The sequence below is a fragment of the Kitasatospora sp. NPDC038210 genome (assembly GCF_055600605.1).
This window is the reverse complement of sequence record NZ_JBVJYK010000007.1, coordinates 305911-319386: the sequence shown is the minus strand read 5'-3', so window position 1 is coordinate 319386 and position 13476 is coordinate 305911. Positions and strand designations below refer to the sequence as shown.

The 13476-nt window shown below is 67.1% G+C and carries 9 protein-coding genes and 2 pseudogenes; 8 read left to right on the top strand and 3 right to left on the bottom strand.

Annotated elements, in window-relative coordinates; all coding sequences use genetic code 11:
- Positions 1–95: 95 nt before the first annotated feature.
- Positions 96–227 (bottom strand): annotated as a pseudogene (locus ACZ7KX_RS17615) (family 1 glycosylhydrolase); the annotation flags it as partial.
- Between the two features lie 372 nt (positions 228–599).
- On the opposite strand from ACZ7KX_RS17615, the gene ACZ7KX_RS17610 reads away from it, so the two are divergent.
- The 6 genes and pseudogenes from ACZ7KX_RS17610 to ACZ7KX_RS17585 all read left to right on the top strand — a co-directional run.
- The gene (locus tag ACZ7KX_RS17610; RefSeq protein WP_470327195.1) at positions 600–1733 is read left to right on the top strand and encodes a hypothetical protein; all 1134 of its coding nucleotides are present in this window, start codon (positions 600–602) and stop codon (positions 1731–1733) included.
- 14 nt (positions 1734–1747) lie between these two features.
- Entirely contained in the window at positions 1748–3367 is a 1620-nt protein-coding gene (locus tag ACZ7KX_RS17605; RefSeq protein ID WP_470327194.1) for an ATP-binding protein, read from the top strand.
- Between the two features lie 526 nt (positions 3368–3893).
- Entirely contained in the window at positions 3894–5381 is a 1488-nt protein-coding gene (locus tag ACZ7KX_RS17600; protein WP_470327193.1) for an AAA family ATPase, read from the top strand.
- Positions 5381–6265: an HNH endonuclease gene (locus ACZ7KX_RS17595; protein WP_470327192.1), complete on the top strand. Its 885-nt coding sequence runs from the start codon at positions 5381–5383 to the stop codon at positions 6263–6265. Before ACZ7KX_RS17600 ends, ACZ7KX_RS17595 begins: the two co-directional genes overlap by 1 nt.
- Positions 6266–6413: 148 nt before the next feature.
- Positions 6414–6638, top strand: a complete 225-nt coding sequence (locus ACZ7KX_RS17590; RefSeq protein ID WP_470327191.1) for a hypothetical protein — start codon at positions 6414–6416, stop codon at positions 6636–6638.
- 198 nt (positions 6639–6836) lie between these two features.
- A pseudogene (locus tag ACZ7KX_RS17585) lies at positions 6837–7808 on the top strand (DNA/RNA helicase domain-containing protein); the annotation flags it as partial.
- Positions 7809–7928: 120 nt separating this feature from the next.
- Here the strand turns inward: ACZ7KX_RS17585 and ACZ7KX_RS17580 are convergent.
- A complete protein-coding gene (locus ACZ7KX_RS17580) occupies positions 7929–8858 on the bottom strand; it encodes a phosphorothioated DNA-binding restriction endonuclease (RefSeq protein ID WP_470327190.1) in 930 nt (309 codons plus the stop codon).
- A gap of 255 nt (positions 8859–9113) precedes the next feature.
- Here ACZ7KX_RS17580 and ACZ7KX_RS17575 point away from each other — a divergent pair, with 255 nt between their 5' ends.
- Positions 9114–9278: a hypothetical protein gene (locus ACZ7KX_RS17575; RefSeq protein ID WP_470327189.1), complete on the top strand. Its 165-nt coding sequence runs from the start codon at positions 9114–9116 to the stop codon at positions 9276–9278.
- 124 nt (positions 9279–9402) lie between these two features.
- Here the strand turns inward: ACZ7KX_RS17575 and ACZ7KX_RS17570 are convergent, their stop codons facing one another.
- Positions 9403–10764: a GH1 family beta-glucosidase gene (locus ACZ7KX_RS17570; RefSeq protein WP_470327188.1), complete on the bottom strand. Its 1362-nt coding sequence runs from the start codon at positions 10762–10764 to the stop codon at positions 9403–9405.
- Between the two features lie 118 nt (positions 10765–10882).
- Here ACZ7KX_RS17570 and ACZ7KX_RS17565 point away from each other — a divergent pair, with 118 nt between their 5' ends.
- Positions 10883–13339, top strand: a complete 2457-nt coding sequence (locus tag ACZ7KX_RS17565; protein WP_470327187.1) for an NACHT domain-containing protein — start codon at positions 10883–10885, stop codon at positions 13337–13339.
- Positions 13340–13476: the final 137 nt, after the last annotated feature.

Genomic DNA, 13476 nt, shown 5'->3' with positions numbered 1-13476 from the left:
CGGCGGTTTCAGTTCCGCGCGCGGCATATCGGTCCAACACCCCTGAGCCTGCGCGGCCCGCCCCCAAGCCGGCCGTACCTGTACGGCTCACAGCCTCAGCGTCGGTGCCGGGCCTGATGGGCCGCGATCAGGTCGCGGTACCACGCGTACGACGCCTTCGGCGTGCGCGTCTGCGTCTCGAAGTCGACGTGCACGAGGCCGAAGCGCTGGTGGTAGCCCTCGGCCCATCGGACACCCTGTCATCATAGCCAGGGCCAGCAGATCAATCTGGGACGACTCCCAAGGCTCCTTTTTAGCCAGCGACTTCCGCTGTCGCAGACGGGGCTCATAGCTCTGAGGCCACCCTCGCTGCGCCGCCGCCCTCGCGCGAAGGCAGGCGCTCGACGCGTCGGGGCGCGCCGCTGGCAATCAGCTACCGCCCAACCAGCTCCCTGTCACCCCAGGTTCCACAGTCCGCCGGTGCCAGTCATGGCTGAATCCTGGGCGAGAGCCGGTGGACAGGCCGTACGATGGCTAGCCCACCTGCCACGGGAGTCGCAGCGGCATCGACTGCGACTCCTATCCTGATTCATCGGTCGATTGAGAGAGAGTCAGCATCTGTGACGCGTCGCGACATCCCCAAGCACGAGCGCGACGGCGGGTATCACGCCATCAAGGGCTTCGCCTTCCAGTTCGACGCTTCGCTGCTTCGGCTGCTTGAGAACCACGCCGCCGAGGTGGAGGTCGAGGGGGCACAGGACATCGGGGTCCAGAACTTCCACATCCAGGTGAAGAACCGGAACGAGCGGTACTCGCTGTCGAAGATCGGCAAGGCTCTCCAACAGATGATGGCCCAGTATGCGGCGGACCGTACGGCACGGTTCGCCCTGTACTGCCATTTCACTGACCGCGCTCCGGGGGCTTCCCTGGTGTTGACCCTCGCCGAGCTCGATCAGGCGCTCGGAGCCAGCGCGACGGCCTATGACGACGACACCAAGGAATCGTTTACCAAGGCATTCGAGATCCTCTTCGCGCCGGACTACGAGCAGCAGTTCGGCGATGTGCTCCGCCTGTTGAGGACAGCACTGCGGGCGAGTAACGAGTCCGAGGCGCTCTATTACCACGCACTCATCCATGCTCACCTGCGCAACGTGGTCCTGACCCGTACGCAGGGCGACCGGAGGGTGTCCTTCCGCGACTTGAGGCAGCTCGTTGGCAGTGCCAGATCGGCGATCTTCGAAGCAGGCTACGCGGAGTTCCGCGGGTACGACGACTACCTGAAGCTGCTGCGCGACCAGTACAAGAGCACGTCGGTCAACGTTCCCAACCGCCGGCGGCTCTTCATCGTCGAGGCCGGCCCAGGCGCACATGTCGACGATCTAGTCGATGTCACAAGCACACTACGGCGCCGATACTTCATCGGAGACTCGCCAGCGCCGTTTATTAGCTTCCGAAACGTTGACAACCTCGTCGAGCTAAAGACAGCGATATGGAGGGCAGGTCTCTGGTTCGACGATGGATATCCGTTTGATGGATCCGGATTCGAACCCGGCAATCTTGTGGACACTCCAGGAGGAGGACATGGGCTCAAGTTGGTCGACTTCCGAAAGATCCAGTCCGTGATCGACGCAGCGGGATTTCACGAGGTCCACGACTTCTATCTGTCGGATCCCGTTCTACCCCCGAAAACCAAGGGGAGATCCTGGCACGTTTCGATCGAGCGAGCTCTCGATATTCAGAAAATCATTGCTTGAACCAGGAGGTTGACGTGTCCGGCGCCGAGGTCGTGGCAGTGTATCCAGATCGCATCAAAATCGAGGTCAATAACATCTCCGAACTCGCCGAGGGCGAACCACTCAAGGTCGGATCCTACCTGCGGGTCTACGACAGCGAGCAGTGTTCGATCATCGCGATTGTCGAGAACTTCTCTATCGAGCTGAAGTCGATCCCCGGAGCCGAACTGCGGCGAGTCTACGTACTAGAGGCCGTCCCCCTGGGCTTCCTCGATGCCGACGGCGCCTTCGAACGCGGCGGTGGGAGCATCGCCATCCCTCCAAAATCAGTGGCAGTGGCAGGACAAAACGATGTGCAACGCGTCTATGACACGGTCCCGCCGGATAAACGCTTTCTCTTCGCCCACCTCGCTCGCGAGCGGCACGTGGATGTCCCAGTGGACGGCGACAAATTCTTCAACCGCCATCTAGCAATCGTTGGGTCAACTGGCTCAGGGAAGTCCCATGCCATTTCCAAGATCATTCAGCAGGCCACCGGAATGCGCGACCTCAAGCGGGATGAATACAAGCTCAACAATACCCATGTCATCATTTTCGACATCCATGGGGAGTACCGGACGGCATTTCCAGATGCCAACCATTTGAATGTCGATACATTGACTCTGCCGTACTGGCTTCTCAGCTCGGAAGAACTCCAGGATCTGCTGATCGAAAGCCACGAGGAGCAATCCCATAATCAGGTCGCGGTACTAAAGAAAGCCGTTACCGAGGGACGGCAGAAAAATTTCAGCGACGTGACCCGCCGAGACCTCATCCACTACGACTCCCCAGTCTTCTTCGACATCGATACCGTCCTTGAAGAGATTCGACTCAAGAATGAGGAGATGGTCGACGGAACCCGTGGCCAGAAGCAGGGACCGTTGTTCGGCAAGCTGGACAACTTTCTGACCCGCCTTGAGGGGCGCCGCCATGACCGCCGTCTCGACTTCCTTCTCGGCGAGCGGACGAAGGTCGTCACCCTCGAAAAAACCCTGCGCCAATTCACCGGATACACCGAGTCCAAGGCCAACGTCACCGTCGTCGATCTAAGTGGCGTCCCGTTCGAGGTGCTGAGCATCACGGTCTCCTTCATCTCACGACTTCTGTTCGACTACGCGTACTACTACAAGAATGCGCATCCCGAGATGAAGGTGGAGACCCCGCTCCTTCTGGTATACGAGGAGGCACACAAGTACGTGCCGAAGAACGGGTCAGCCAAGTACAATGCATCACGCGCGGCCATCGAGCGCATCGCAAAAGAAGGGCGAAAGTACGGCATCACTGCGGCGATCGTCAGTCAGCGGCCGTCGGAGATCTCCGAGACGATCTTCTCGCAATGCAGCAACTTCCTGGCGATGCGGCTCACCAACCCCGAGGACCAGAATTATGTAAAGCGGCTGATTCCCGACTCGCTCGGTCCGCTGACAGAATCGCTGCCGATGCTGTCCTCGGGGGAAGCACTGCTGCTTGGTGACGCGGTCGTGATGCCATCCTTGGTTCGGCTGGTGGAGGCCGATCCCGTTCCGTCGTCGAGCGATGTTCGCTATCTCAAGGAGTGGGTCCGTCCCTGGCACGACGTCGCATTCGACCTGATCGTCACGGACTGGGAAGGGTAAGCACAGCCCGCTGCTTCTGAGTGGTAACGACCGCGCGCGCAGGTGGATGCCAGTGCTCGGCTCAAAAGTAGTGGAACGCCAGCTCTGACGCAGGCGCCCACCGAGCCCCCGTCTGAGTGCCCGAAGTGACGGGCGACCCGTCCATACGCCCCTCGGCTCGTCGCACAGGGTGTCATTGTAGTCTCGCGAGCCCCTGCAGCCCCACTGCCGCCCGGTGACCAGCGCCTCGAAGCGTCCCCAGCGGCAAAGTGAAGCAGAGGCGCCCCGGCCGTCGGCGCGGCGGAACCGGACCCCTTGACCCCAATCGCCCGGCAATAGCCCTCACTGCACGTCAGACAGTAGACAGTCCGCGCTGTGCGTCCGCCGACAAGTCGCCTCGCAGACCAGTCTGCCGTCGGACCGGGCAGGCGCCCCGTCTAGGATCTGAGCAGCCGCCCACGACAGCATTGGCGGGCCCAGTCTGGGGGGAAACATGCGCTTCGTGGTCGTCCGGCGAAAGGGGAGGGTGCCCTCCGATCCGTTGCCCGTGGCCGTCCTGGAGCGCGACGCGTGGAACGACTACGGCTTCCGGACCATGTTCCACCTACGCGTGATCGACTCCGCAGGTCGCCGTCACGACATCGGCACGGTCAAGATCGGCCGCTACGGGATGGTCGACCGCGATGACCGCGAGTTCGAGATCCCGGAGGAATTCGACTCCCTCCCCGACGAGTACTTCTCACTCGGCCAGGAAGACCTCTACTATGCGCGCCTGGCCGGTCTCGGCGCCGATATTCGGGAAGCGATCCTCACCGGGCTGCAGGACATGGCCTTCCAACCGGAAGTCCTTGAAAGCGCACTGACCGAACCGGTCGTACAGGAGTCACTCCTGCGATTCGTCAAGCCGACCACGATCCGCGAACAGTTCTTCCGTGTCGCCCGAGGCGGCCCCCGCGTCATGGACTTCCGGGTGACGTACCGGCTGCCCCACCCGGGCGGGGACGAGGACGACGAGCTGCGGCTGACCTTCCGAGCCCGCCCGGACGCCAGCCCACCGAACCACATCCACGTCCTCACCGGCCGCAACGGCGCCGGCAAGTCCGTCCTGCTCAACCGACTCGCCCGCGCTGCGGCAGACCCACAGGCAGACCCCGCCGACGCCGGACGGATCACAGAGTCGGGCCGGTCGGGGCGCCGGTCGTTCACCAACCTCGTCTGTGTGTCCTTCAGCGCCTTCGACGACCTGCCCCGTATCCCCGACGACGAGCAGTTCCCGACCGACACCGTCGGACTCCGGGCGCAGACGCCCGCCTCGTCGCCGAAGCTCAAGACCCCGGAGAGACTGAGGAAGGACTTCGCCGGCAGCGTCGAGGCGTGCCTGACCGGCGGGCACAGCGAACGCTGGACCAACGCCCTCGAAACCCTCGACTACGCCGAGAGCGGCCTGCTGGAGAACGGGTGGCTCGAACGGTTCCGCGCGACCACCAGCTCCCGCACGCGCCGGACCGCGGCCCGCAGGCTGTTCCGGCAGGCCAGCTCCGGGCACAAGGTCGCCCTGCTGACCATCACCAGGCTGGTCGAACTCGTCGGCGAACGCACCCTCGTGATCATCGACGAGCCCGAGACCCACCTGCACCCGCCGCTCCTGTCCGCCCTCGTGCGCGCCGTCTCTGACCTGCTCACGGAACGCAACGCGCTGGCGATCGTCGCGACCCACTCCCCCGTCGTCCTGCAGGAGGTCCCGGCCGACTGCGTGTACAAGCTCCGCCGCTTCGGCGACCGCATGGTCGCCAACCGCCCCACCCTGGAGACCTTCGGCGAGAACGTCGGCGTCCTGACGCACGAGGTCTTCGGGCTCGAAGTCACCCACACCGGGTTCCACCAGTCCATCAGCAGGCTCGTGTCCGAGGGGCTTTCCTACGAGAGCATCCTTCGCGCGTTCGAGCAGAAGCTCGGCAGCGAGGCCCAGATCCTCACCCGGTCCCTGGTCGCCACCAGGGAGTCCGGCGAGGACCCGGACGAGGAGTCCTGGTAATGCTGCCCCTGCCCAAGCCGCAACTGGACGCCGCGACCGTCTTCGAGACCTGCTCCAGCACCGCCCGCCGCAAGGCGGACCAGAAGATCCTCGAAAAGCTCGCCCCGGACGTGACCGACGCCGTCGCCCAGTACGAGGCCGCTGCGGAAGGCCAGGCTCTTCACGGGCTTACGCACCTCCAGCACCAGCCCGGCGGGCCCCCGACCGGAAACCCGCCCAAGCCGACTCCCGCGAACCGGGCCCTCGTCAACGGCTACACGTCCCGCATGGTCCCCGAAACAAGCGTCGGCCACGACTACTACGAGAGACTCAGGTCGTCCGCCCCGGACGGGCGGTGCTCACTGTGCGGGCACGGCACCGCCCAGACCCTCGACCACCAGCTCCCCAAGGGGACCTACCCGCTCCTCGCCGTCGCGCCCAGCAACCTCGCACCCGCCTGCCGCGACTGCAACACCACCAAGCGGGACAAAGCACCCCTCAACGCCCAGCAGCAGACCCTCAACCCCTACTTCGACCACGAAGCCCAGCAGTACACCTGGGTCACCGCGCGCATCGTCGGCCCACCCATCGCCGTCACCTTCCACGCCACACCTCCGCCGGAGATGCCCCCGGTGCTGGCCGCCCGCGCCCGCTACCACTTCGCCGAGCTGAAACTCGCAGACATGTACGTGTCCCAGGCCGCCGCCCCCGTCCGGGTGGAGAGCCGCAACCTGCAGATGTGGGGCCTGACCCCGCAGCAGGCCCGCAGCCACCTCGCCGCCCAGGCCGAGTTCTGGACGGCGGAGAACCGCAACGGCTGGCAGGCGGCCCTGTACACCGCCCTCGCCGCGGACGACTGGTACACCACCGAGGGATACCGGGACAGCGGACCGGCCACCGGCTGACAACACCGCAGGTCCGCCCCCGGAAGAGCATGCCCCGCCCGCAAGGACCGAGGAAATGTGACCCAGTCAACACCCATCAAATCGGTCAACAAGGAACCATCTACGCATCTTTGAGCTGTACTCCCGTACACCACGCGAGGGGGGCTCCTTGAACACTCCCGATGACGGCCGCGACCCCGAGACTCCCCGACACACCCACTTCCGCTACGGCGAGGCCCCCGAGCCGGCCGCCGTCCTCGCCGTTCCCCACCCCACCGCCCTGCGCCCGCGCGGCATCATCATCACCTGCACCGCCCGTGGAGCCGGCCGCGACTGGCTCCTGATCCAGGTGGGCAACCTCGTCTTCGTCCGCTGCCGCTGCGCGCACGAGTAGCAGGAGCACGACCTCGACGCCGACGAGGTCGACGGCGCCCGCAACCCCGACGACACCGGAAGGGAGTGGGGCAGCTTCGAGCGGCTGTACATCGGTCGGTCTCGGCTTCGACGGCCTGTTCCGCATGACCTACCTCGGCTGATCCCCGCTCGGAACGCATCCGCCCACGGCCTACCGGTTGTGACTGAGCGCTTCACTAAGCGACAAGTGCAGCACCTGTTCAAGTACTTCAACGGCTTGATGACCGCCGAGCGCAACGGTCTGGACGTGCTGATCTGCGACGAGGCGCACCGAATCCGGGAGACGTCGGCCAACCGCTACACGCGGGCCGCCCAGGGCGCGGGGAAGGCCCAGATCGAGGAGTTGATCGACGCCGCCCGGGTGCCGGTGTTCCTGTTGGACGAGCACCAGGTCGTCCGGCCAGGCGAGATGGGCACCGTGGCCCAGATCCGGGCTGCTGCCGCGGTGAAGGGCCTGGACTGCCAGGTGGTCGAGCTGGACAGCCAGTTCCGCTGCGGCGGCAGCGACGTCTACCTGAACTGGGTGGTGCGGCTGCTGAACCTCGAGCCCGGTAGCCCCGTCGGCTGGGAGCCCGACGGCAAGGTCGCCCTGGAGGTGGTCGACAGCCCCCAGGAGCTGGAGGCGTTCCTCAAGGCCCGGCGCGCCGAGGGATACGGTTCCCGCATATCGGCCGGGTACTGCTGGAAGTGGACGACGAAGGTGACTCCGGGGGACCCGCTCCCCCTCGACGTGCACATCGGTGGCTGGGCCCGACCGTGGAACGTGTACGGCGACCGCTCGATCGCCGGCGCCCCGCCAGCCGCCCTGTGGGCCACCGACCGCGCCGGCTTCGGCCAGGTCGGCTGCGTGTACACCGCCCAGAGCTTCGAGTACGACTGGAGCGGCGTCAGCCTCGGGCCGGACCTCGTCTGGCGCACCGACCGATGGATCACCGACCGCACGGCCTCCAAGGACCCCGTGTTCCGCAAGTCCACCACCGACGCCGACATCGACCGACTGATCCGCAACACCTACAAGGTGCTGCTGACGCGGGGGATGATCGGCACCGTCGTGTACTCGACGGCCCCGGAGACGCGCGCCAAACTACGAGAGCTGGCCACCGAGCGGAAGGTGGAGCAGATCGAGGTGGCGCACGGCCAACGCGGCTGACAGCCACTCACTGACTTCCACGCGAGGCACGCGGTGCCGTCCGGTCTGCACGGCTTGTTCCCGGCCGGGCAGACCGGAGGCACGCCGTCAACGCTGAGGGGTCAGCGGACCGAGTCCCCGTCAGCCCGCATGGGCCGGACTCAGGGGCTCCCGGGGTTCGCCCCGGAAGACCTGTGCGGCGTGCCACTGCCGGTGCCGGCACGCAACCGGCAGAATCCCTGCCTGGGGGCCGATGACCGGTCGGTCGGCCAGGGCGAGCACCTGCTGTCTGCTGGCCTCGCTGCGCCCGACGAAGCGCTGCGAGACGAGTATGCGGCGGTCCTCCCCCAACCCCAGGACGCCCTTGTCGAACAGCTTGTGGTGCAGCGAGCACAGGCACAGGCCGTTGTCGACCTCGTCCGGCCCGTCGTACGACCACCAGCGCACGTGCGCCGCCTCCAGGCCGACCGTGCTCGCGCCCAGCATCCCGTCGTAGCCGCAGAAGGCACACTGGAACTCGTACGCGGTCAGGACGAGTTCACGCATCCGCCGGTCCCGCTGCCGTCGCGCCGCCCGCCCCGTCCCGCCCGGGCCACCGGTCACGTCCGCGGTCTCGACCGGGTCCAGGTCGAGACCGACGGCTTCGCACAGGTCGGCGTGCAGTGACGGCGGGAAGTGGAAGTCCAGGAGCACCCGCGCCAGCCGGCCCAGGAGCGCCGGCTCCTTCCGCAGAGCCGTCCGCAGCTCGGGCGCGAGCCTCCCGGTCGCGCCGCTGGAGCGCAGGACCCGCACGCCACTTCCCGGGCTCCCGAGTCCCTGGTCCGTCCTGACCTCCCAGACACCGTCACTGACCAGATGGTGGAACGGGTACGCGGGAGTCGTCGGACGGGACGGCCCGTACTCCTCCAGCAGCCGCTTCAACTCCTGCTCGACAGCGCTGTACCGCAGTTCGCCGTCGGCATCGCGCTGGAAGCTGCCCAGCGCGTACAGCAGCAACAACGGTTTGTGCGGCGCCCGAACGTCGTTGCTCGTCCACCGTCTCAGCTTCGCCACCCGCTCCAGCCAGTCCATGACCACCCAGCGTATTCCGGGACACGGACACCACCCGAGCCCCAACCCGGCAGAACATCGTCCCGGCGTCGCCTTCGGACACACGAGGGGCCCAAACTCCTCCCGACAATGCCCGGACCAGTCCCCCGGCTCACCACGCAGCACCGCCTGCTCCGTGCACCCTGAGATCCCCCGATGCGCCCTTGATCCACCGTGAAGATCGGCGGACTGTCGGACCCTGAGGTTGGTCACAGGACGATCGATCGAGGGACCCTCATGTCGGAAGCGCACGCCGGCTGCTGGTACCGGCCGTCATGCAACTGGTGGCTGCCCGGCTGGCTGGACCGCCGTCTGCCTCGCCTCCACATCGAAGGACACACGGAGCACTACCAGCCGAAGCCGGCCCCCGAGGCACCCCGCTCCCTGGCGGTGGCCCGGTAGTGGCAAGAGCGGACCGCGGGCGCCCCACGACGCCTGCGGTTCGCCGCCACGGAACCGACGAGCACCGCCGACGATCGTGACGAAGCTGAACCTCGCGCCACTCCTCCGACCCAACTCGGTGACTTCACGGAGAAGTCACCGGCCCTTCCTTCGCACAGCGCGCCCGGTGGACGGCGATCAGGTCCCGGTACCAGGCGTAGGAGGCCTTCGGTGTACGCCGCTGGGTCGCGAAGTCGACGTGGACGAGACCGAAGCGCTGGCTGAACAACCCCTCGGCCCATTCGAAGTTGTCGATCAGGGACCAGGTGTAGTAGCCGCGGACGCCGACGCCTTCAGCGACGGCGGTGGCGAGGGCGTCGAGATGGGTGGAGAGGTAGTCGATGCGGAAGGTGTCGTCGAGGTCCTCGGTGGCGGAGCAGCCGTTCTCGGTGATGGTGACGGGTGGGAGGTCCGTGCCGTAGGTGTCCCGGAGACCGAGGAGGAGTCGGCGGAGGCCGTCGGGGACGACGGGCCAGCCGAAGGCGGTGTGGGGGACGTCGGGGATGTCGAGGAGGTCGAAGGGCAGTCCGGAGTCGGTGGGGGCGGCGACGCGGGTGGGGTTGTAGTAGTTGACGCCGAGGCCGTCGAGGCCGGGGGTGTGGATGAGGTCGAGGTCGCCGGGGCGGACGGCGCCGAAGATGTCGTCGGGGACGCCGAGAGCAGCGAGGTCGGGGTAGCGGCCGAGCAGGACGGGGTCGGTGAACAGCCGGTTGTGGAGAGTGTCGTAGGCCGCGGCTGCTGCGGCGTCGGCCGGTGAAGGGGTCGCCGGTTCGACCGGGGTGAGGTTGTTGGAGAGCATCACTTCCAGTCCGCGCTCGTGGAGGGCGGCGGCGGCCAGGCCGTGGGCGAGGAGCTGGTGGTGGGCGGCCGGGAGGGCTTCGAACATCAAGGTCCGGCCAGGGGCGTGGATGCCCATCGCGTAGCCGTAGACGGTGTGCACAAAGGGCTCGTTGAGGGTGATCCAGGCAGGGACGCGGTCGCCCAGGCGGTCGGCGACGATCGCGGCGTAGTCGGCGAAGCGGTACGCGGTGTCGCGGTTCAGCCAGCCGCCGGCGTCCTCCAGTGCCTGCGGGAGGTCCCAGTGGAAGAGGGTGGGGAGCGGGGTGATATCCACCTCCAACATCGCGTCGACCAAGCGGTCGTAGAAGGCGAGTCCGGCGGGGTTGACGGGCCCCGCGCCGGTGGGCTGGATCCGGGGCCAGGCGATCGAGAAGCGGTAGCCGTCCAGCCCGAGGCCCTGCATCAGGGCGATGTCCTCGGGCCAGCGGTGGTAGTGGTCGCAGGCCACCGCGCCGGTGTGGCCGTCGCGGACGGCGCCGGGGCGGGTGGCAAAGGTGTCCCAGACGGAGGGTCCGCGGCCGTCCTCGTCGACGGCACCCTCGATCTGGTAGGCGGCGGTGGCGACACCCCAGCGGAAACCCGCCGGCAGGTCGAAACGGTCCGGCATGGCAGCCTCCTGGATCAAACGTGAGGGAGTCTCATGTTACTGTCGCGTCGCCGTAGCGCCAGAGGGTGGCACGGCTTTCGGCCCGCAACTACCCTGCCCACGCTGACATCATGGTGGGATGACCGACTCGACACACAACAACTTCAACGGGCATGCGAGCCAGGTCATTCAAGGCCACACCATCAACTTCGTGCCTCCCATCCCTCCCCCGCCCGCCGAGGACGAGCTGGCCAAGCTGGTGCGCGAACAGTGGGACGACGAGGCCAATGTGCGAGGTCTGACCGGCTCGGTACCGATGGCCGTCGAGTGGGACGCACGGCAGCTCCCCGCGACCGCCGGAGCCCGCGACTCCGAGGAACGATCCGGCCGGGACGAGGTCCTCGCCAGGGTCCGCGCGCTCACGCCCATCCGGCTGATCATCACCGGGCCCGGCGGATCGGGCAAGTCGTCCCTGGCGGTGCTTCTGGTACGGGAGTTACTGAAGCAGCGCAAGTCCGGCGACCCCGTTCCCGTGCTCCTCTCCCTCTCCGACTGGAGTCCGGGGAAGCAGGAGAGCCTGGATGACTGGGTCACCCGCCGCATCAGGGAGGACTACGGGAAGGAACTCGCCAAACGCGTGGGGAGAAGCCGCGCGATGTCGCTGGTGGACGGCGAGCTGATCATTCCCGTTCTGGACGGCCTCGATGAACTCATGTCCCTCCCCGGGAAGGAGGTCGCGATCGCGATCGACCGGTGGCGCGCTGACGTCGACAAGCCGCTGGTTCTCCTGTCCCGGCCGGACGCCTTCGACGCGGCCCTTCGTGCTCCCTCCGAACTCCGGAACATCCCGGTCATCCGAGCCTCCCCGATGTCCCCGCAGGCCGGGCTGAACTATCTCAGGGGAAGGTGTGATGATGGCCAACGTCTCTCCTGGGAAGCGGTCTTCGCTGAGGCCGAACGGGATCCCGGCGGTCGGGTGGCCTCCGCGCTCTCCTCACCTCTTCTGCTCTGGCTCGCCTCGCACGTCTACGCAGCAGCGGAGAGCGACCCCCGCGAGCTGCTCGACCCCGTCAGGTTCCCGAGGACCGGGGACATCGAGGGTCACCTCCTCGACGGACTGCTCCCGGCCCTCTACTCCCGGGGGCCGGCACCAGCCTCCCTGCCCGGGCCAGTCCGGGACTGGGGCGTGGAGCGAGCAACGAAGCACCACCGCTTCCTGGCACGCCAGTCGATCCGGCGGCGTACTCCGGACATCGCCTGGTGGCACCTTCGCGGAGCGTTCACCAGCCCGATGGCGTGGGGCGGACTGGTTGTCGCAGGCGTCGCGGGTTGGGGAACGCTGGCAAGCCACGGATTGGCCGCGCTCCTTTCCACCGCCGGACCCCTACAGTTCGAGCCCCCGTTCGGACCCACGGTCGACGCGCTCAATCTGGTAGCCGTGCTGGCTACCATCGCCACCGTCATCGGACGAACCGCAGCCCAGCACTCCTTCCTGGGCCTCGACGACCGCCCCCGCAGGCCTGCCGACCTGCGGACCCGGATCCTGAGCGCCGCTCTCATCGCCGCCGTGGCGGGTGCGGGGATGGTCCTTCCGAGCGGCGCTGCCACGGTCCTGCTCTGCATCGCCCTCGCCGCGGTCTCAGGCGTTCTCCTGACTCGGCAGGCCGGGTACGACACGGCCACCAAGCCTCGACTGCTGCTCGCCGACGAGCGGCGGGTTGCCCTGGACGAGGCGGCGATCGTCGCACCCGCCATCGCCGGATCCGTGACAGCGTTCTTCCCCTGGACCCACAACCGTCCGCTCCTCGCCTTCGGGGCCTTCCTCGTCGCTTGGTCATGCTCGGCCTCGGCATTCGTCGCCATGAGCCGGTGGGGGCGCTGGAACTTCGCCCGGCTCGAACTGGCCCTCTGTGGCCGCCTGCCGTGGCACGTCATGACCTTCCTGGAGGACGCCCGCCGCCTGGGGGTCCTGCGTCAGGTCGGTGGCGTCTACCAATTCAGGCATGCCGAGCTCAGACAGCGCCTCGGAGAAGCACGGCCGCAAGGCCTCACGGCCGCGGCTCAGGCACCGAGCGCAGTCCTCATGCGCAGCAGCGCCCAGACACTTCGCGCGCTGTGGCGGGGCGGACTCGGCATGACGATCCCGGTCGTGGCGTTCCTCGCCTTCGCCTCCCCAGTCACTTCACGGGACGGCTTTCTCGGTGACTGGCAGCAGAGTTGGGACCTGGCGGTCAGGCTGCGATTCCACCTCGCTGCGATGGTGGCCACCCTCCTGCTCTGCACAGTCGCCCTGAGGGCAGTCGCCACCAGGCTGAAGATCGACGCCGAGGCGATCGAACTCGTCCGGGCCCGCACGGTTCGGATCCGTTGGGACAACGTGGCCGAGGTACGGGTCCATGGTGTCGAGAGCACCGTCCTGCCGACCCGATTCCATCTGGAACTGAGGGTGGCGCCAGGCTGCGAGGTACCGAGGGCAGCCGCCACCCGCGATGGCTGGATCCGCCTGTGGGAACTCGGAGTCACCAGGACACTGCCACTGGAACTGGAGGCGGCGCTGGACCTCTTCGCCGGCCACCGCTGGACGGCCACCGCATAGTGGCGAACGCCAGAAGGTCAGGTCGGACCCGGGGCGCTTGCGCCGCGCGAGCCGATGAAGCTGCGGGCTGCGCTTCGCCGCCGAAGGCTCCGCCCCGGCTCCGCCGGCTGCATCCAGACCTGAGATTGGAGAGCCAC